This is a genomic window from Enterobacter sp. MGH119 (assembly GCF_001037675.1).
GTDB lineage: Bacteria > Pseudomonadota > Gammaproteobacteria > Enterobacterales > Enterobacteriaceae > Enterobacter > Enterobacter hormaechei_C.
Genome location: NZ_KQ089932.1, coordinates 41,121 through 59,915 on the forward strand (window position 1 = coordinate 41,121; position 18,795 = coordinate 59,915).

Annotated in this window: 17 protein-coding genes; 7 read left to right on the forward strand and 10 right to left on the reverse strand. The window is 55.9% G+C overall.

Features of this window, described 5'->3' with window-relative positions:
• The first annotated feature begins 69 nt into the window (after positions 1–69).
• Positions 70–1,407, forward strand: coding sequence for an adenine permease AdeP (gene adeP / locus SK53_RS17130; RefSeq protein WP_139153202.1), 1,338 nt, complete (start codon positions 70–72; stop codon positions 1,405–1,407).
• An 86-nt stretch (positions 1,408–1,493) separates the two neighbouring features.
• Here adeP and SK53_RS17135 read toward each other — a convergent pair whose 3' ends face one another.
• The 9 genes from SK53_RS17135 to rpmH form a co-directional block, all read right to left on the reverse strand.
• A complete protein-coding gene (locus SK53_RS17135; protein ID WP_048209826.1) occupies positions 1,494–2,060 on the reverse strand; it encodes an NADPH-dependent FMN reductase in 567 nt (188 codons plus the stop codon).
• 36 nt (positions 2,061–2,096) lie between these two features.
• Positions 2,097–2,843, reverse strand: coding sequence for a 4'-phosphopantetheinyl transferase family protein (locus tag SK53_RS17140; protein ID WP_032608136.1), 747 nt, complete (start codon positions 2,841–2,843; stop codon positions 2,097–2,099).
• A 122-nt stretch (positions 2,844–2,965) separates the two neighbouring features.
• Positions 2,966–3,937 carry an HTH-type transcriptional regulator YidZ gene (yidZ, locus tag SK53_RS17145; RefSeq protein ID WP_048209827.1) on the reverse strand — a complete coding sequence of 324 codons (972 nt, stop codon included), beginning with the start codon at positions 3,935–3,937 and terminating at the stop codon, positions 2,966–2,968.
• Positions 3,906–5,081 (reverse strand): MFS transporter, encoded by a 1,176-nt coding sequence (locus SK53_RS17150; RefSeq protein WP_048209828.1) that lies wholly within the window; start codon positions 5,079–5,081, stop codon positions 3,906–3,908. The genes yidZ and SK53_RS17150 overlap by 32 nt, the downstream gene beginning before the upstream one ends.
• Before the next feature lie 111 nt (positions 5,082–5,192).
• Complete coding sequence (mnmE, locus tag SK53_RS17155) at positions 5,193–6,557, reverse strand: tRNA uridine-5-carboxymethylaminomethyl(34) synthesis GTPase MnmE (protein WP_015570136.1); 1,365 nt, start codon at positions 6,555–6,557, stop codon at positions 5,193–5,195.
• 72 nt (positions 6,558–6,629) lie between these two features.
• On the reverse strand, positions 6,630–8,273 hold the full coding sequence (gene yidC / locus SK53_RS17160; protein WP_003861138.1) for a membrane protein insertase YidC: 1,644 nt from the start codon (positions 8,271–8,273) through the stop codon (positions 6,630–6,632).
• Between the two features lie 2 nt (positions 8,274–8,275).
• A complete protein-coding gene (gene yidD, locus SK53_RS22935; RefSeq protein WP_001307474.1) occupies positions 8,276–8,533 on the reverse strand; it encodes a membrane protein insertion efficiency factor YidD in 258 nt (85 codons plus the stop codon).
• The gene (gene rnpA, locus SK53_RS17165; protein WP_003861126.1) at positions 8,497–8,856 is read right to left on the reverse strand and encodes a ribonuclease P protein component; all 360 of its coding nucleotides are present in this window, start codon (positions 8,854–8,856) and stop codon (positions 8,497–8,499) included. Before rnpA ends, yidD begins: the two co-directional genes overlap by 37 nt.
• Positions 8,857–8,872: 16 nt before the next feature.
• Entirely contained in the window at positions 8,873–9,013 is a 141-nt protein-coding gene (gene rpmH / locus SK53_RS17170; RefSeq protein WP_000831330.1) for a 50S ribosomal protein L34, read from the reverse strand.
• 637 nt (positions 9,014–9,650) lie between these two features.
• Here rpmH and dnaA point away from each other — a divergent pair.
• Genes dnaA through gyrB form a run of 4 tightly spaced genes read left to right on the forward strand, consistent with a single transcriptional unit; the run spans position 9,651 to position 15,663 of the window.
• The gene (gene dnaA / locus SK53_RS17175) at positions 9,651–11,045 is read left to right on the forward strand and encodes a chromosomal replication initiator protein DnaA (protein ID WP_003861124.1); all 1,395 of its coding nucleotides are present in this window, start codon (positions 9,651–9,653) and stop codon (positions 11,043–11,045) included.
• A 4-nt stretch (positions 11,046–11,049) separates the two neighbouring features.
• On the forward strand, positions 11,050–12,150 hold the full coding sequence (gene dnaN, locus SK53_RS17180; protein WP_003861122.1) for a DNA polymerase III subunit beta: 1,101 nt from the start codon (positions 11,050–11,052) through the stop codon (positions 12,148–12,150).
• Positions 12,150–13,223 carry a DNA replication/repair protein RecF gene (recF, locus tag SK53_RS17185; RefSeq protein WP_003861121.1) on the forward strand — a complete coding sequence of 358 codons (1,074 nt, stop codon included), beginning with the start codon at positions 12,150–12,152 and terminating at the stop codon, positions 13,221–13,223. Before dnaN ends, recF begins: the two co-directional genes overlap by 1 nt.
• 28 nt (positions 13,224–13,251) lie before the next feature.
• Entirely contained in the window at positions 13,252–15,663 is a 2,412-nt protein-coding gene (gene gyrB, locus SK53_RS17190; protein WP_003861119.1) for a DNA topoisomerase (ATP-hydrolyzing) subunit B, read from the forward strand.
• Positions 15,664–15,696: 33 nt separating this feature from the next.
• On the opposite strand, the gene SK53_RS17195 is transcribed toward gyrB, so the two are convergent.
• Positions 15,697–16,632 carry a LysR family transcriptional regulator gene (locus SK53_RS17195; RefSeq protein WP_047055137.1) on the reverse strand — a complete coding sequence of 312 codons (936 nt, stop codon included), beginning with the start codon at positions 16,630–16,632 and terminating at the stop codon, positions 15,697–15,699.
• A 113-nt stretch (positions 16,633–16,745) separates the two neighbouring features.
• Here SK53_RS17195 and SK53_RS17200 point away from each other — a divergent pair, with 113 nt between their 5' ends.
• The gene (locus SK53_RS17200) at positions 16,746–17,771 is read left to right on the forward strand and encodes a zinc-dependent alcohol dehydrogenase family protein (RefSeq protein WP_003861113.1); all 1,026 of its coding nucleotides are present in this window, start codon (positions 16,746–16,748) and stop codon (positions 17,769–17,771) included.
• 113 nt (positions 17,772–17,884) lie between these two features.
• Positions 17,885–18,697 carry a sugar-phosphatase gene (gene yidA, locus SK53_RS17205; RefSeq protein ID WP_023295661.1) on the forward strand — a complete coding sequence of 271 codons (813 nt, stop codon included), beginning with the start codon at positions 17,885–17,887 and terminating at the stop codon, positions 18,695–18,697.
• Positions 18,698–18,795 lie beyond the last annotated feature (98 nt).

Genomic DNA, 18,795 nt, shown 5'->3' on the forward strand with positions numbered 1-18,795 from the left:
AACCGCCACTATTGTCGCATTTTGGTATAGGATAGCGACGAATTTTCCCTCCTTGTTCGGAAATTGATGATGAGTCAACAACACACTACCCAGACGTCTGGTCAGGGGCTGCTTGAGCGCGTGTTCAAACTGCGCGAGCACGGCACAACGGCACGCACCGAAGTGATCGCCGGTTTTACTACCTTCCTGACGATGGTCTATATCGTTTTCGTTAACCCGCAAATTCTGGGCGTGGCTGGCATGGACACCAGCGCCGTCTTCGTGACCACCTGTCTGATCGCGGCGCTTGGCAGCATCCTGATGGGCGTTTTCGCTAATCTGCCCGTGGCGCTGGCCCCGGCAATGGGTCTGAATGCGTTCTTTGCGTTCGTGGTGGTTCAGGCGATGGGTCTGCCGTGGCAGGTCGGGATGGGCGCTATTTTCTGGGGCGCGGTCGGCCTGCTGCTGCTGACCATCTTCCGTGTGCGCTACTGGATGATTGCGAACATTCCCGTGAGCCTGCGCGTGGGTATCACCAGCGGTATCGGTCTGTTTATCGGCATGATGGGGCTGAAAAACGCTGGCGTTATCGTGGCGAACCCGGAAACGCTGGTGAGCATTGGTAACCTGACCTCTCACAGCGTGCTGCTGGGCGTGCTGGGCTTCTTTATCATCGCGATCCTGGCGTCGCGCAACATCCATGCTGCGGTGCTGGTCTCTATCATTGTGACCACGCTGCTGGGCTGGATGCTGGGTGACGTACATTACAACGGTATCGTCTCTGCGCCACCAAGCGTCTCTACCGTGATTGGTCACGTTGATCTGGCGGGCTCGCTGAACCTGGGTCTGGCCGGGGTGATTTTCTCCTTCATGCTGGTCAACCTGTTTGACTCCTCCGGTACGCTGATTGGCGTGACCGACAAAGCGGGTCTGGCGGATGAAAAAGGCAAATTCCCGCGCATGAAGCAGGCGCTGTATGTGGATAGCATCTCGTCCGTCGCTGGCTCTTTCATCGGCACCTCGTCTGTTACCGCTTACATTGAATCCTCTTCCGGTGTGTCCGTGGGCGGTCGTACTGGCCTGACGGCGGTAGTTGTGGGTCTGCTGTTCCTGCTAGTGATCTTCCTCTCTCCGCTGGCGGGGATGGTGCCACCATACGCGGCAGCTGGCGCGCTGATTTACGTCGGCGTGCTGATGACCTCAAGCCTGGCGCGCGTGAAGTGGGAAGATTTGACGGAAGCCGTTCCGGCGTTTATTACCGCGGTGATGATGCCGTTCAGCTTCTCGATCACCGAAGGTATCGCGCTGGGCTTTATCTCTTACTGCGTGATGAAGATGGGTACCGGCCGCTTCCGCGAACTCAGCCCGTGCGTGATTATTGTTGCGCTGCTGTTTGTGCTGAAGATTGTGTTTATTGATTCACACTAAGATGCTGGTGGTGTCAGGTGGCGCTTCGCTTACCTGACCTACGGGCAAAGTTCCCTCTCCCTGTGGGAGAGGGTTAGGGCGAAGGCTTACGCCTTCACCCGCTTAATATAATCCCCAAACGCGGTCAGCTGGCCAGAGATATGGTCACGCGTACTCTGATCCACCACTTCACCCGTCTGCGGGTCGACCTTGTTCTGAATCACGCCGCCCATAAATTCCGGCTTGTTCATCACCATCGCATCCAGGAACACCAGGATCTGACGCAGGTGATACTGGCAGCGCGCGCCGCCAATGGCGCCCATTGAGCTGGTCTGGATCAGCACAGGTTTACCAGACAGCGGCTGCTCCGGTAAACGGGACAGCCAGTCAATGGCGTTCTTCAGACCACCCGGCACCGAGTAGTTATACTCAGGCGTCACAATCACCACGCCGTCAGCCTGACGGATCTGCTCGGCTATCGCTTCCACGCTTTGCGGGAACCCTTCTTCCTGCTGAACATCAGCATCATAAAGCGGGATGTCGCCAATGGACGGCAGGGCACTGATCTCCATTCCCGCAGGCGCCAGCTGCGGCAGCGTACGGGCAACCATCCCGTTAAAAGAACCTTTGCGCAGGCTTCCCAGTAACGTAACAACTTTCAACGTATCAGACATGATTACTCCTGTTTCATCATGATGACCCTGGACGGATCAGCTATGGGTGTATGCTTTTTCTGCCGGTAAACTGGTTAATCGCATCAGGCGCGCGGCGGGCTCGTTGGCGCGCTCAGGGACATCCGGAAGACTACGCCAACCGCGAATACTGTCAAATTCCCAGATTTTCAGCCGTTCGATGGCGGGGCTCACCGCAACGGACCAGATCAGTACGTCCTCAGCGTCGCTGAGCGCCTCTACCAGCGAGGCTTTTGTCGCGCGCAGGCGTCCGGAGCCGGGGAGCAGCTGCAACAGGCTGGCGTCGTCTGACGCCGCGCCGTTCAGTTTGCGGATGCTCTGGCGAAGGGTGATGAGCTGCGCTCTGGCTTCAACAGGGTCGTTCTGGTTACGTATCCACAGCTTTTCATTGCTGGAGAGCGGGTATTCATCGAGCGCGTTAGCACCATGGAAGCTACGCGTGACGCGTTGCAGCTCCATATCCAGGCCACAATCACCTTCAGTCGTCAGCGCGACGCCAACAATGTTGCCGGTGTACGCAATGGAAAAATGGGGGAGTGCCGGGTCCGCAAAAACCGGGCGACCTTCTGGCTGGGTGATTATGTCCGGTAGTTCGCTAGTGCCGTAGAGCATAAAAAGCAGTTCTGCGAGGAGCGCTCTGGAAGCTAAAAACCGCGTCCTGCGGTGTTCAGGTAGTTTGAGCGCCTCACTGTGACAGGCTGAAGAAAGTCTGGCCGATACGAGATGCCCTTCCGTTAATGTTCCTCGTGCAAAGTGCGTAGCCATTTTTCGCTCCTTGATAATGGTCGTAGTCGGTTAAACGGTTACATGATTATCGCTTAACTTAGCTTCTGTTTTAATCAGTAAATGGAAATAAGAGAAGCCTGAGCACCGAACTTTACATTATCTTAGGCAAAAACCTGATCTGGTGCGGTATACAGCGCTTTAATCGTCTCACGCAGCCAGAGGATTTTCGGATTATGGCTGTTCCGTTTATGCCAAATCAGCGTGAAGGGTACGGTGAGCTTTTCTGCCTGCGCCTCATCGATGGGAATGGGCAGACAGACCAGATTACGCTGGTGGAGTTGGTTGTAGTGATGGCAGTAGTGCGGCGCAGTGGCTATGTAGTTGTGATCCGGCTGGGCCGCCATAAACATCGACTGTTCAAAACCGGGCAAACTCATGGCGATGTTACGCTCCCGGCCCATCTCCCTTAGCACCTCGTCGAGCGCCCAGGTGTCACTGCGTTCCCAGAAGATGCTGATATGCGGGTAGCGCAGAAACGTCTCCAGATCCCACGCTTCCTGGAGCGCGGGATGATCCTCGCGCAAATACACGCACGGACGGTCACTGAACAGGATTTCGTAGTCGATAAACCACGGCATCAGCTTTAGCAGTTCGCGCGAGCGAGGGTGCGTTTCACGCCCGGTGAAGCCCAGATCCACTTCTCCGCGCGTAATGGCGTCCAGCGAATCGTAATCCCATTGCCGCAGCTTCACCGTCGCCTGTGGGTAGCGCTCGTTCACCTGCTCCAGCAGGGTATTAAAGCGGATCAGCATCAGCGGTGTTTCGGCGGCGAGCACAAACTTAAGCCCGCCTGGAGAGCTATGGTGGAATTTATCGAGGATCTGGTTGCCAATCTGCATCCAGTCGGCCAAATCCTTTTCCAGACTCACCGTCAGCGGCGTGGGCAGTAGCCCTAAAGGCGTTTTCACAAACAGCGGATCGTCGAACCAGTCGCGCAGCTTCGCCAGCGATTTACTCACCGCGGACGGCGTCACGTTCATCCGCTTCGCGGCTTTGGTGACGCTGCGCTCCTGCAACAAAAGTTGCAGGCAAAGTAAAAGATTAAGATCGAGACTGCTGATGGGCTTCTTCATAGTGCGCCGCGGGCTGGATGACCATAAGTAAGGTAATGCAGAGTATGCTACAGCCAATCAGAACCCCGATCAGCATATTCAGCGCGTTAAGGCCGATCACCGCCGCCAGCCAAATCCATAGCGAAGAACCGCAGACCTGCGCAATGCCCAGCACCGAGCTGGCCACGCCAGCCCGCAGCGAGAAGGGGCCAAGCGCCTGACTCATCGCCACACCAAAGCCGACGGAGAATCCGGCGCAGATCAGAGTAATGCCCACCAGCATTACAGCGTGTGAGGTGGCGGTCGCCAGGATCACGCCTGCGGCGAGAAACAGCGTCTGTGAGGTGAGCATCAGCGTGCGCTGGCGGAAGATGTTGAGCGCAAAGGGCGTTGAGAATGAAACCGCCATGCTCACCATCGCGGTTAGCGCCATCACCGTCGAATACTCACCGCGATCGAAGCCCATCGTCTCCATCAGCAACACCGGGGAAACGTTTACATAGGTGAGGATCACCGCCACGCTAAGCGTGGTGATTGCCAGCCGACTCAGGAAAAAGCGATTCGCCAGCTTTTCAGCCGGATGGAGGGTTGCGGTGTGATATGGCTGTTGCGAACCGGGATGGGTCTCTTTCAGCACCGTCACGGACAGGATAAAGACGATGGCGCCCATGGCTGCCATGGTCCAGAAAAGACTCTGCCACGGAAATTTAAGCATAATCAGGTAGCCTACAACCGGTGCCAGCACCGGGATGATGCAGGTAATGCCGTTCAGCATCGACAGCACCTTGGCGCGGCGCTGGGCGCTCAAGGTATCGCGCAGAATGGCAAAGGCCACCACGTAACAGCCGCCTGCGCCAATGCCCTGGATAAAACGTCCTGACAGGAACATTGTGCTTTCCTGAGCCACTGAACAGAGTACTGATGCCAGCGCAAAGATAACTGCACCCGTAATCGCGACGGGCTGGCGGCCTGCTTTATCCGCGATTTTCCCGGCAAATACCATCGACGACGCCATTCCCGCGAGGTAGGCCGAAAACGCGATGTGCAGTTGCGCCTCGCTGGCACCCAGATCGCGGGCAATATGCGGTAGCCCTACCAGATACATATCAATGCCGGACGGATAAAGCAGAACTAATGCGAAACTACAAAACAGAAAACGCGCCATAAACCCCCCATAGATGCAGGCATGCAGGATAGGGGGTGAAAGGGGATTAGGCGAGTTGCCATTTGGACAATGGTGATTTCCCTGGAGGAAATCACCCTGTATTAACGTGAATTACTTACCAATGCAGAAGCTCGAGAAAATCCGTCCAAGCAGATCGTCCGACGTAAACTCCCCGGTGATCTCGCTCAGATTCTGTTGCGCCAGACGCAGCTCTTCCGCCAGCAGTTCACCGGCCCACGCGCCGATCAGCTGGGCTTTACCCTGCTCAAGGTGGCGAGCCGCCTCTTCCAGCGCCTGCAAGTGACGACGACGCGCCAGGAAGCCACCCTCCATGCTGGTGTCGAACCCCATGCTCTGTTTGAGATGGCTACGCAGGGCTTCCACGCCTTCACCGGTACGGGCCGACAGGCGAATAAGTGAGTGACCATTCACATCGCTGATGCCCAGCGTTTCGCCGGTCACGTCGGCCTTATTGCGCACCACGGTGATCGGCAGTTTAGCCGGGAGACGGGCGATAAAGTCTGGCCAGATTTCAGCCGGGTCAACGGCGTCGGTTGTGGTGCCGTCCACCATAAACAGCACGCGGTCGGCCTGCTCGATCTCCTGCCAGGCGCGTTCGATACCGATACGCTCGACTTCATCGCTCGCATCGCGCAGGCCAGCGGTGTCGATGATGTGCAGCGGCATTCCGTCGATGTGGATATGCTCGCGCAGCACGTCGCGGGTGGTGCCGGCTATGTCGGTGACGATCGCCGCTTCACGGCCCGCCAGGGCGTTCAGCAGGCTCGATTTCCCGGCGTTGGGGCGTCCGGCAATGACCACCTTCATGCCTTCACGCAGCAGGCTGCCCTGGCGCGCTTCGGCGCGGACGGCATCGAGATCGTTCATCACCTGGTTGAGCTGAGCTTCAATTTTACCGTCTGAGAGGAAGTCGATCTCCTCGTCCGGGAAGTCGATAGCCGCTTCGACATAGATTCGCAGGTGAGTAAGTGCTTCCACAAGGTGATTCACGCGTGCGGAAAACGCGCCCTGCAACGAGTTCAGCGCGGAGCGGGCCGCCTGTTCGGAGCTGGCGTCGATCAGATCAGCAATCGCCTCGGCCTGCGCCAGGTCGAGCTTATCGTTGAGGAAAGCACGCTCGGAGAACTCACCCGGCTTCGCAATGCGCAGGCCAGGCAGGGTCAGAATACGTTTTAACAGCAGGTCGAGGATCACCGGGCCGCCGTGGCCCTGAAGTTCCAGCACATCTTCGCCGGTAAAGGAGTTTGGGCCGGGGAACCACAGCGCGATGCCCTGGTCCAGCGGTGTGCCGTCAGCATCTTTAAACGGCAGATAATCAGCGTAGCGCGGCTTTGGCAGTTTACCCAGCACCGCTTCGGCCACCTCACGCGCCTTCAGGCCGGAGATACGCAGAATGCCTACACCACCGCGTCCCGGTGGGGTTGCCTGGGCGACGATAGTGTCGTTATGGCTCATGGTTGCTCTCGTTCAATACAAATAAAAAAGGCGGTCAATCGACCGCCCTTATTTTAGCGTTAAGTTACCGAATCAGGACTTTTTCTTTTCGCGGCTATGCAGGCCACGTTTTTCCAGACCACGGTAAATCAGCTGCTGCTGGATGATGGTCACCAGGTTGCTGACGATATAGTACAGCACCAGACCTGACGGGAACCACAGGAAGAACACGGTGAATATGACCGGCATAAAGGTCATGATCTTCTGCTGCATCGGGTCGGTCACGGTGGTCGGAGACATCTTCTGAATGAAGAACATCGTCACGCCCATCAGGATCGGCAGGATGTAGTACGGGTCCTGTGCGGACAGGTCATGGATCCACAGGGCGAACGGCGCGTGGCGCAGCTCAACGGAACCCATCAGCATGTAGTACAGCGCAAGGAAGATTGGCATCTGAATCAGCAGCGGGAAGCAACCACCCAGTGGGTTCACTTTTTCTGCTTTATACAGGGCCATCATCTCCTGGCTCTGACGCTGTTTGTCATCGCCCAGACGCTCACGCATAGCCTGAATCTTCGGCTGTAGCATACGCATCTTCGCCATGGAGGTGTACTGCGCTTTAGTCAGCGGGTACATGATGCCACGAACGATAAAGGTGATAACGATGATGGAGAAGCCCCAGTTACCCAGGAAGCTGTGGATGAACTTCAGCAGCTTAAACAGCGGCTGAGAGATGAACCACAACCAACCGTAATCCACGGTCAGATCCAGGTGCGGCGCAACGGCAGCCATTTTGTCCTGGATTTCCGGGCCGACCCACAGGGTGCTTGCCAGTTTACCGGTTTGACCCGGCTGCACCAGAACCGGCTGAGATTTGTAGCCGATGGCTGCAATACCGTTGCCGAGGTTCGCGGTGTAGAAGTTGTTCGTACCGTCGTTATTCGGTACCCACGCCGTCGCGAAATACTGTTGCAGCATTGCGACCCAACCGCCTTTAGAGCTGACGTTCAGGTTTTCGTTATCGGCAATGGTGTCGAATTTGTATTTCTCGTACTTGGTATCTGGCGTGGAGTAAGCCGCGCCACGGAAGGTATGCAGCGCAAAGTTGCTGCTTCCTGTATCACGGTGAGACGGCAGATTGATGGACTGCTTCAGCTGACCAAAGGTAGAGATTTCCAGCGGTTTCGCACCGGCGTTCTGTACGCTGTAGCCCACGTTCACCGCATACTCACCGCGTTTCAGGGTGAAGGTTTTGGTGAAGGTGTTGCCTGCCGCGTCGGTGTAGGTCATCGGGATAACCAGTTCGTTCTGACCATCAGCCAGTACAAACGTGTCATTCTCGACGTTATACAGTGGACGCGCACCGTTAGCCGGATTATCCGGGCCATCACGACCGGTCAGGCCGCTCTGCGCCTGGTAGATAAATTCAGGCGTGGTTTCCAGTAACTGGAACGGTTCGGTAGACTTCAGTTCTTTCGGGTAGGTCAACAGCAGCGCCTGCTCAACATCACCACCACGGGTGTTGATAGTCAGCTCAAGCACATCGGTCTTAACCGTAATCTGTTTCCCCTGGCCACTGGCCGGTACGCCCTGGTCGGCGGCGCTACCCGCTGCGGTGGTCGTGGTCTGCGTGGTCTGCTGCTGGGGTTGAGGATTTTTATCCTGCTCCCATGCCTGCCAGATCATGAAAGACACGAACAACAAAGCGATGATAAGAAGATTGCGTTGCGAATCCATCGTTAGTGTTCTCTGGTATCAAAAGGTCCTGGAGGGACGGGGTCGTCTCCACCTGGGTGTAAAGGGTGGCATTTTAATACGCGTTTCACCGTCAACCAACTGCCTTTTATCACTCCAAACCTGCGCAATGCCTCAATTCCGTAGCTTGAGCATGTTGGCGTGAAACGGCAGTGTGGCCCGAGTAGCGGACTAATCAGGCGTTGATAGACCCGAATGAGGGCTATCAGGACCCGCGAGCCAGGCGACAGTGGCGGCGCCATAATTTTTCCAACGCTTCCGAGAGAGCACGGTTATCGAGGTCGGCAACCCCTTTTTTCGCCACCACCACGAAATCCATTGAAGGCAGTTCGTGCTGACGTAAACGGAAACTTTCACGCGTCAGACGTTTAATCCGGTTGCGTTCATGCGCACGCTTAACGTTTTTCTTGGCGACTGTGAGACCGATGCGGGGATGCCCCAGCGAATTTTGGCGGCCGAGGATGGTGATTTGCGGCGTGCCAGCCCGTTGTGGCTGCTGGAAGACGAAAGTGAAATGAGTGGGAGTTAACAAACGTAACTCCCTGGGAAATGCGAGCTTAACCACTCAGGGGTTAGCTTTATTACTTGGAAACGGTCAGACGAGCGCGGCCTTTAGCACGACGACGTGCCAGAACCTGACGACCATTTTTAGTAGCCATACGAGCACGGAAGCCGTGAGAACGGTTGCGCTTCAGTACAGACGGTTGAAAAGTGCGTTTCATGGCGATTTCTACCTAAACTTGAATAAATTCACTGACTTTTGCGTATACCCGAACGAGATTCGAACGACTAACGCCTCAGCGTGGGTGATTAAAGAGGCCGGATTGTAATAATTGTACACTCCGGAGTCAATTCTCTTTCCTTATTTCCCGCGTATTTCCGCACGATTTCGCGTGGAAAATGAGCAACGGACGACGCAGGAAGATGAGCATCACGCGCCGGGTCGAGGATTATACGGGCTCGCCAACAAAGCGCAAGGATCGTCCCGGATCTTCGTTAGATCATTTAAGCCAAAAATTGTCTGTGCTCATTAAATTTTCCAATATGCGGCCTAAATCGCGAGGCACTCGCGTCAGGATCGTTTACACTTACCCGATTCCGGATCTTCCTGTGGATAAATCGGGAAGAATCTGTGAGAAACAGAAGATCTCTGGCTCAGTTTAGGCTATGATCCGCGGTCCCGATCGGGATCCAGCGATCCTGGTCGGGCATAAACACAACATCGTTCAGGCTGTATCAACGATAGCGTGTATAACCGCAGATAGCGGTTCGCACATCACCCTGATGGGGTCATGTCGATGTGCGCCAACAATCATGAATATTCAATAGTTTTCTTTTATTGTTCGAGTGGAGTCCGCCGTGTCACTTTCGCTTTGGCAGCAGTGTCTTGCCCGATTGCAGGATGAGTTACCAGCCACAGAATTCAGTATGTGGATCCGCCCGTTGCAGGCGGAACTGAGCGATAACACGCTGGCTTTGTATGCGCCAAACCGTTTCGTGCTCGATTGGGTAAGGGATAAATACCTTAATAACATCAATGGACTGCTGAACGATTTCTGCGGGTCAGATGCCCCACAGCTGCGTTTTGAAGTGGGCACAAAGCCGGTCACCCAAACCGTTCGTGAAGTTGTCAATGTGGCAGCCCCTGCACAGGCGGCGCCCGCTCCAGCGCCTCGCGTTGCACCGGCTCGTCAGGGCTGGGATAACGTTCCGGCCCCCGCTGAGCCTACCTACCGCTCTAACGTTAACGTGAAACACACGTTCGATAACTTCGTTGAAGGTAAGTCGAACCAGCTGGCGCGCGCGGCGGCTCGCCAGGTTGCCGATAACCCCGGTGGCGCTTACAACCCGCTGTTCCTGTATGGCGGCACGGGTCTCGGTAAAACGCACCTGTTGCATGCGGTGGGCAACGGCATTATGGCGCGTAAGCCCAATGCCAAAGTAGTGTATATGCACTCCGAACGCTTCGTTCAGGACATGGTAAAAGCCCTGCAAAACAATGCGATCGAAGAGTTTAAACGCTACTACCGTTCCGTTGATGCGCTGCTGATCGATGACATTCAGTTCTTTGCCAATAAAGAACGATCGCAGGAAGAGTTTTTCCATACCTTTAACGCCCTGCTGGAAGGCAATCAGCAGATCATTCTGACCTCGGATCGTTATCCAAAAGAGATCAACGGCGTTGAAGATCGTCTCAAATCCCGCTTCGGCTGGGGCCTGACCGTGGCGATCGAGCCGCCGGAACTGGAAACCCGCGTCGCGATCCTGATGAAAAAAGCCGACGAGAACGACATTCGCCTGCCGGGTGAAGTGGCGTTCTTTATTGCCAAGCGCTTGCGTTCCAACGTGCGTGAGCTGGAAGGGGCGCTGAACCGCGTTATCGCTAACGCCAACTTCACCGGTCGTGCGATCACCATCGATTTTGTGCGTGAAGCGCTGCGCGATTTATTGGCTTTGCAGGAAAAACTGGTCACTATCGACAATATTCAGAAGACGGTGGCTGAGTACTACAAGATCAAAGTGGCAGATTTACTGTCTAAACGTCGTTCCCGCTCGGTGGCGCGTCCGCGTCAGATGGCGATGGCGCTGGCAAAAGAGCTCACCAACCACAGCCTGCCGGAAATCGGTGATGCGTTTGGTGGCCGTGACCATACGACCGTGCTGCACGCCTGTCGCAAGATCGAGCAGCTACGCGAAGAAAGCCACGACATAAAAGAAGATTTTTCCAATTTAATCAGAACATTATCATCGTGACGCTATGAAATTTACCGTTGAACGTGAACATTTATTAAAACCGCTGCAACAGGTGAGTGGCCCATTAGGTGGCCGCCCTACGCTGCCTATTCTTGGAAACCTGCTGCTTCAGGTCGCGGACGGTACGCTGTCGCTGACCGGCACAGATCTGGAAATGGAAATGATCGCGCGCGTTACGCTGACTCAGCCGCACGACGCGGGCGCGACCACGGTTCCGGCACGTAAATTCTTTGATATTTGCCGTGGGCTGCCGGAAGGCGCTGAAATCGCCGTGCAGCTGGAGGGCGACCGCATGCTGGTGCGCTCTGGCCGCAGCCGTTTCTCCCTCTCCACGCTGCCCGCTGCGGACTTCCCGAACCTGGATGACTGGCAGAGCGAAGTTGAATTTACCCTGCCGCAGGCGACGATGAAGCGTCTGATTGAAGCCACGCAGTTCTCCATGGCGCATCAGGACGTTCGTTACTACTTAAACGGCATGCTGTTCGAAACCGAAGGTGAAGAGCTGCGTACCGTGGCGACCGACGGTCACCGTCTGGCGGTCTGTTCCATGCCGATTGGCGATTCACTGCCAAACCATTCGGTGATCGTACCGCGTAAAGGCGTAATTGAACTGATGCGCATGCTCGACGGCGGCGATACCCCACTGCGCGTGCAGATTGGCAGCAACAATATTCGTGCCCACGTGGGCGATTTTGTCTTCACATCGAAGCTGGTAGACGGTCGTTTCCCGGATTATCGCCGCGTATTGCCGAAGAATCCGGACAAAACGCTGGAGGCGGGTTGCGACATCCTCAAGCAGGCGTTTGCGCGTGCCGCTATTCTCTCGAACGAGAAATTCCGCGGCGTACGTCTGTACGTGAGTGAAAACCAGATCAAAATCACCGCCAACAACCCGGAGCAGGAAGAGGCAGAAGAGATTCTGGACGTCACCTACGCCGGGGCTGAGATGGAAATCGGCTTCAACGTCAGCTACGTGCTGGATGTGCTGAATGCACTGAAATGCGAGAACGTTCGCATCCTGCTGACTGACTCCGTTTCGAGCGTACAGATTGAAGATGCCGCATCACAGTCGGCTGCTTATGTTGTTATGCCAATGAGACTGTAATGTCGCTCACCCGTCTGTTGATCCGCGACTTTCGCAATATCGAAAGCGCGGATCTCGCTTTATCCCCTGGCTTTAACTTCCTGGTTGGCGCGAACGGCAGCGGCAAAACCAGCGTGCTGGAAGCCATCTATACGCTCGGCCACGGCCGGGCGTTTCGCAGTTTGCAGATTGGTCGCGTGATTCGCCACGAGCAGGATTCTTTTGTTCTGCACGGGCGTTTGCAGGGAGAGGAGCGAGAGACCGCCATCGGCCTGACCAAAGATAAGCAGGGTGACAGCAAGGTGCGCATCGACGGCACCGATGGCCACAAGGTGGCGGAGCTGGCGCTGCTGATGCCGATGCAGCTGATTACGCCCGAGGGGTTTACTTTACTCAACGGCGGCCCCAAATACAGAAGAGCGTTCCTCGACTGGGGATGCTTTCACAATGAAGCCGGTTTCTTTAACGCCTGGAGCAACCTGAAGCGTCTGCTTAAACAGCGTAACGCCGCATTGCGCCAGGTCACGCGCTACGCCCAGCTGCGTCCGTGGGACATGGAACTCATCCCTCTAGCGGAACAAATCAGCCGCTGGCGTGCCGAATACAGCGCAGGTATCGCCGAAGACATGGCCGACACCTGCAAACAGTTTTTACCCGAGTTCTCTCTCACCTTCTCTTTCCAGCGTGGCTGGGAAAAAGAGACGGACTATGCCGAGGTGTTAGAGAGAAGCTTCGAGCGCGATCGCATGTTGACCTACACCGCGCACGGCCCGCACAAGGCGGATTTCCGCATTCGTGCCGACGGTGCGCCGGTGGAAGACACGCTGTCGCGCGGGCAGCTCAAGCTCCTGATGTGTGCGTTGCGCCTGGCACAGGGGGAGTTCCTCACCCGCGAAAGCGGGCGACGCTGCCTGTACCTGATAGATGATTTTGCCTCGGAACTTGACGACGCGCGGCGCGGGCTGCTTGCCAGCCGCTTAAAAGCCACGCAGTCGCAGGTTTTCGTCAGCGCCATTAGCGCTGAACACGTTATGGACATGTCGGACGAAAATTCGAAGATGTTTACCGTGGAAAAGGGTAAAATAACGGATTAACCCAAGTTGAAATGAGCGAGAAACGTTGATGTCGAATTCTTATGACTCCTCCAGTATCAAAGTCCTGAAAGGGCTGGATGCGGTGCGTAAGCGCCCGGGTATGTATATCGGCGACACGGATGACGGCACCGGTCTGCACCACATGGTATTCGAGGTGGTAGATAACGCTATCGACGAAGCGCTCGCGGGTCACTGTAAAGACATCGTGGTCACGATCCATGCGGATAACTCCGTCTCCGTCACCGATGACGGCCGTGGCATCCCAACCGGTATTCACCCGGAAGAGGGCGTCTCCGCGGCGGAAGTCATCATGACCGTTCTGCACGCAGGCGGTAAGTTCGATGATAACTCCTATAAAGTTTCCGGCGGTCTGCACGGCGTAGGTGTATCCGTAGTAAACGCCCTGTCGCAGAAGCTGGAGCTGGTTATCCAGCGCGAAGGCAAAATTCACCGTCAGATCTACCAGCACGGCGTGCCTGAAGCGCCGCTGGCCGTCACGGGCGATACCGAGAAAACCGGTACCATGGTGCGTTTCTGGCCGAGCCTTGAAACCTTCACCAACGTCACCGAATTCGAGTACGACATTCTGGCGAAACGCCTGCGTGAACTGTCGTTCCTGAACTCCGGCGTGTCGATTCGTCTGCGCGACAAACGCGACAACAAAGAAGACCACTTCCATTACGAAGGTGGTATCAAGGCGTTCGTTGAGTATCTGAACAAGAACAAAACGCCAATTCACCCGAATATCTTCTACTTCTCTACTGAAAAAGACGGTATCGGCGTGGAAGTGGCCTTGCAGTGGAACGACGGTTTCCAGGAAAACATTTACTGCTTCACCAACAACATTCCACAGCGCGACGGCGGTACGCACCTTGCGGGCTTCCGCGCGGCGATGACCCGTACCCTGAACGCTTACATGGACAAAGAAGGCTACAGCAAAAAAGCGAAAGTCAGCGCCACCGGTGACGATGCCCGTGAAGGCCTGATTGCCGTGGTCTCCGTGAAGGTGCCGGATCCGAAGTTCTCCTCACAGACCAAAGACAAGCTGGTCTCTTCTGAGGTGAAATCGGCGGTTGAACAGCAGATGAACGAACTGCTGAGCGAATACCTGCTGGAAAACCCGTCCGACGCGAAAATCGTGGTGGGTAAAATTATCGATGCGGCGCGTGCCCGTGAAGCGGCGCGTAAAGCGCGTGAAATGACCCGTCGTAAAGGCGCGCTGGACCTGGCAGGCCTGCCGGGCAAACTGGCTGACTGTCAGGAACGCGACCCGGCGCTGTCTGAACTGTACCTTGTGGAAGGGGACTCCGCGGGCGGTTCTGCAAAGCAGGGCCGTAACCGCAAGAACCAGGCGATTCTGCCGCTGAAGGGTAAAATCCTCAACGTTGAGAAAGCGCGCTTCGACAAGATGCTCTCTTCTCAGGAAGTGGCGACGCTCATCACCGCGCTCGGCTGCGGCATTGGTCGCGACGAGTACAACCCGGACAAACTGCGTTATCACAGCATCATCATCATGACCGATGCGGACGTCGACGGCTCGCACATTCGTACGCTGCTGTTGACCTTCTTCTATCGTCAGATGCCGGAAATCGTTGAGCGCGGCCACGTCTACATTGCCCAGCCGCCGCTGTACAAAGTGAAGAAAGGCAAGCAGGAACAGTACATTAAAGATGACGACGCGATGGATCAGTACCAAATCGCGATCGCCCTTGATGGTGCGACCCTGCACGCAAACTCCAGCGCGCCAGCGCTGGCCGGTGAGCCGCTGGAGCGTCTGGTTTCCGAGTTCAACGCCACGCAGAAAATGATTGGCCGTATGGAGCGTCGCTATCCGAAAGCGCTGCTGAAAGAGCTGATTTATCAGCCGACCCTGACCGAAGCCGATCTGAGCAACGAGCAGACCGTCACCCGCTGGGTGAACACCCTGGTGAGCGAGCTGAACGAGAAAGAGCAGCACGGCAGCCAGTGGAAGTTCGACGTTCAGCAGAACGCTGAGCAGCAGTTCGAGCCGATTGTTCGCGTGCGTACCCACGGCGTCGATACCGACTACCCGCTGGAGCACGAGTTTGTGACCGGTCCGGAATACCGCCGTATCTGCACCCTGGGCGAGAAGCTGCGCGGTCTGATCGAAGACGACGCGTTCATCGAACGTGGCGAGCGTCGTCAACCGGTAGCCAGCTTCGAACAGGCGCTGGAGTGGCTGGTGAAAGAGTCCCGTCGCGGCCTCTCTATTCAGCGTTATAAAGGCCTGGGCGAAATGAACCCGGATCAGCTGTGGGAAACCACCATGGATCCGGAAAGCCGCCGCATGCTGCGCGTTACCGTTAAAGACGCGATTGCAGCGGATCAGCTGTTCACGACCCTGATGGGCGATGCGGTTGAACCACGTCGCGCCTTCATCGAAGAGAACGCCCTGAAGGCGGCGAATATCGATATTTAATCGTCGCTTCACGACAACATAACTGGCCGCGCTTTAGCGCGGCTTTTTTATGGACGCAGGAAACTCCAGCGACATCACTGCCGGTAAACGTTTGACCAGCATATCTATGGCAATTCTTACCCTTAGCGGCAGGTGTGGCGTCTGCTGCCAGACGGCATGAACGTCGAAGCGTACATCCGGGGCCTGCTTAAAGAGCGGGACAAGATTTCCCTGATGAATTTCTTTGATGACCATCCAGCAGGGTAACCATGCAATACCGTGGCCGGCCAGCGCCGCGTCGCAGATCGCCTGCAAATCATCCATATTGAGGGATGAGCGGGGAATAAACGTGCGCGACGTGCCATCGTAATCCATCAGCTGCCAGGGTAAGACTCTGCCCGCACGCGTGTAGTTAATGGCCGTATACTGGCGTAAATCATCAACGCTTTGCGGCTGGCCATTCTTAAGCAGATAATCCGGCGCGGCACACAGAACCATTCGGTGCACTCCCAGCCTTCTGGCGACCAGCACGGCGCTGTCAGCCAGGGTGCCATTGCGCACCGCCATATCAAACCCTTCTTCCACAAGATCCACGATGCGGTCGCTAAAGGACATTTCAAGCTCAAGCCCGGGATGCTCCTGCGCCAGCTCTATTAGCAGCGGGGCGATACACTGGCGACCAAACAGCACCGGCATGGCAACACGCAGCCGACCGCTGACCTGATGTTTTCCGGTTTCAAGCTGCGATTCAGCGCCACGGATCTCTTCCAGCGCGCGCAGGCAGCGTTCATAAAAAAGCGCGCCGTTATCGGTCAGCCTCTGGCTGCGGGTGGTCCGATGAAACAGACGAACCCCCAGCCTCTCTTCAAGACGAGCAATGCTTTTTCCTACCGCCGAGCGCGACAAATGCAGACGGACGGCGGCCTGGGCAAAACTTCCTGCCTCAACGGAGGCAACGAAAACGGGAATATCTTTCAGCGTATCGGTCATGGATGAATTGTATCAATTTGGTCATCAATGAAGGGAAAACTTATCGCCACTGGTGACGCTGAGTCAACGGTAGACTGTCAGAACTGAAAATCATCTGATGACAGGAGAAAAAAATGACAGCAACAATGCAACGCTGGTCAATGGATGCCCTTGGTCGTGAAAGCCTCAGGCTCATTCAGGAGCCTGTTCCACAGCCAGGCCCGGGAGAGGTCCGCGTACGGGTTAATGCCGTTGCGCTCAACTACCGGGATAAAATGGTGATTGAAGGCACGATGCCGATTCCGCTTTCCTTCCCGTTTACCCCAGCATCTGACATGGCAGGCGTGGTGGACAGCATCGGTGAAGGCGTTACGCGTTTCAAACCCGGCGCACGCGTCATCTCAACCTTCTTCCCGGAATGGATCGACGGCAAGCCGCAGGCAGACGCGCGCGATTTGCCCTATAAAACGTCCGGTGGATACTTCCAGGGCATGCTGGCCGAATATGTGATTGTGAGTGAAAACGCGCTGGTGGCGTCCCCGGAAAGCCTGGATGACGCTGAGGCCAGTACGCTTCCTTGCGCGGGGCTTACCGCATGGTTCGCGCTGGTGGAGCGCGGTCATTTACGCGCCGGGCAATCGGTGCTGGTACAAGGGACGGGCGGTGTGGCGCTATTCGCTTTGCAGATAGCAAAAGCGCACGGCGCAGAGGTGTTTGTCTCCTCGGGAAGTGATGAAAAACTGGCGCGGGCCAAAAAGCTGGGGGCCAGCCAGGGCATCAACCGACTGAAAGGCGACTGGGCTGAAAATACGCTGGCACTGACGCAGGATCGCGGCATCGACCATATTATCGAAACCGTGGGTGGGGAGAACCTGAGACATTCCCTGCGCGCCGTTGCCGTTCATGGGCGGATATCGGTCATTGGCGTGCTGGCCGGGACAGAAATTTCTCTGCCTGCAAGCGAGCTGTTGCTGAAATCCCCCGTCATTCAGGGGATTGGGGTTGGACACCGCCGGGCGCTGGAAGATTTTGTCCGTGCTGTTGATGTCACGGAGTTAAAACCGGTGATTGAGCATCGCTACCGCTTTGACGAGCTGGAACAGGCGCTTGAGCATCTGGATCGCGGTGCGTTTGGCAAAATCGTTCTCACCCGCGAGTGAGTTCCCGTTCCCGGGATAAACGTAAAAGGGGCTTTTTGTTGCGCAAGGTAGCTCTATTTTTGTGTGCTTAATCGCGTTAGCATGAGGTAGCACTCATTTATCCCGGGGACCCCATGGCCATCAAACTCATTGCAATCGATATGGACGGCACGCTGCTGCTGCCAGACCACACTATCTCTCCTGCCGTTAAAAATGCGATCGCCGCCGCACGCGAAAAAGGCGTGAACGTGGTGCTCACCACCGGACGCCCGTATGCCGGGGTGCACAGTTACCTGAAAGAGCTGCACATGAACCAGCCTGGTGATTACTGCATCACCTATAACGGCGCGCTGGTGCAAAAGGCAGCCGATGGCAGCACGGTGGCGCAAACGGCACTGAGCTATGATGACTACCGGTTCCTGGAAAAACTCTCCCGCGACGTGGGCTCTCACTTCCACGCGCTAGATCGCAATACGCTTTACACCGCCAACCGCGATATCAGCTACTACACGGTGCACGAGTCCTACGTTGCAACCATTCCACTGGTGTTCTGTGAAGCGGAGAAAATGGATCCGGCGACACAGTTCCTGAAAGTGATGATGATTGATGAACCTGCGGTTCTCGACAAAGCCATTTCACGCATTCCGGCTGAGGTAAAAGAGAAATACACCGTACTGAAAAGTGCGCCGTACTTCCTCGAAATCCTCGATAAACGCGTCAATAAAGGCACGGGCGTCAAATCGCTTGCCGATGCGCTGGGCATCAAGCCTGAGGAGATCATGGCGCTGGGCGACCAGGAAAACGATATTGCGATGATCGAATATGCAGGCATGGGCGTGGCGATGGATAACGCCATCCCGTCGGTAAAAGAAGTGGCGAACTTCGTGACCAAATCTAACCTGGAAGACGGCGTTGCCTGGGCGATCGAGAAATTTGTCCTCTCCTAGCAGCTGTCTGTAATCATCAGCCTCGGTTATCTACCGGGGCTTTTTTTGGCCCTGAATTTATCGGATTGTTCTTTTTGTGATCTGGATTGTAGTACAAC

What these genes read in the sequence shown, in the direction of transcription:
- yidC (WP_003861138.1), bottom strand. Translation starts at nt 8,273, where the DNA reads ATGGATTCGCAACGCAATCTTCTTATCATCGCTTTGTTGTTCGTGTCT.
- SK53_RS17135 (WP_048209826.1), bottom strand. Translation starts at nt 2,060, where the DNA reads ATGTCTGATACGTTGAAAGTTGTTACGTTACTGGGAAGCCTGCGCAAA.
- yidZ (WP_048209827.1), bottom strand. Translation starts at nt 3,937, where the DNA reads ATGAAGAAGCCCATCAGCAGTCTCGATCTTAATCTTTTACTTTGCCTG.
- gyrB (WP_003861119.1), top strand. Translation starts at nt 13,252, where the DNA reads ATGTCGAATTCTTATGACTCCTCCAGTATCAAAGTCCTGAAAGGGCTG.
- SK53_RS17140 (WP_032608136.1), bottom strand. Translation starts at nt 2,843, where the DNA reads ATGGCTACGCACTTTGCACGAGGAACATTAACGGAAGGGCATCTCGTA.
- adeP (WP_139153202.1), top strand. Translation starts at nt 70, where the DNA reads ATGAGTCAACAACACACTACCCAGACGTCTGGTCAGGGGCTGCTTGAG.
- dnaN (WP_003861122.1), top strand. Translation starts at nt 11,050, where the DNA reads ATGAAATTTACCGTTGAACGTGAACATTTATTAAAACCGCTGCAACAG.
- mnmE (WP_015570136.1), bottom strand. Translation starts at nt 6,557, where the DNA reads ATGAGCCATAACGACACTATCGTCGCCCAGGCAACCCCACCGGGACGC.
- rpmH (WP_000831330.1), bottom strand. Translation starts at nt 9,013, where the DNA reads ATGAAACGCACTTTTCAACCGTCTGTACTGAAGCGCAACCGTTCTCAC.
- recF (WP_003861121.1), top strand. Translation starts at nt 12,150, where the DNA reads ATGTCGCTCACCCGTCTGTTGATCCGCGACTTTCGCAATATCGAAAGC.
- SK53_RS17150 (WP_048209828.1), bottom strand. Translation starts at nt 5,081, where the DNA reads ATGGCGCGTTTTCTGTTTTGTAGTTTCGCATTAGTTCTGCTTTATCCG.
- SK53_RS17195 (WP_047055137.1), bottom strand. Translation starts at nt 16,632, where the DNA reads ATGACCGATACGCTGAAAGATATTCCCGTTTTCGTTGCCTCCGTTGAG.
- yidD (WP_001307474.1), bottom strand. Translation starts at nt 8,533, where the DNA reads ATGGCGCCGCCACTGTCGCCTGGCTCGCGGGTCCTGATAGCCCTCATT.
- SK53_RS17200 (WP_003861113.1), top strand. Translation starts at nt 16,746, where the DNA reads ATGACAGCAACAATGCAACGCTGGTCAATGGATGCCCTTGGTCGTGAA.
- yidA (WP_023295661.1), top strand. Translation starts at nt 17,885, where the DNA reads ATGGCCATCAAACTCATTGCAATCGATATGGACGGCACGCTGCTGCTG.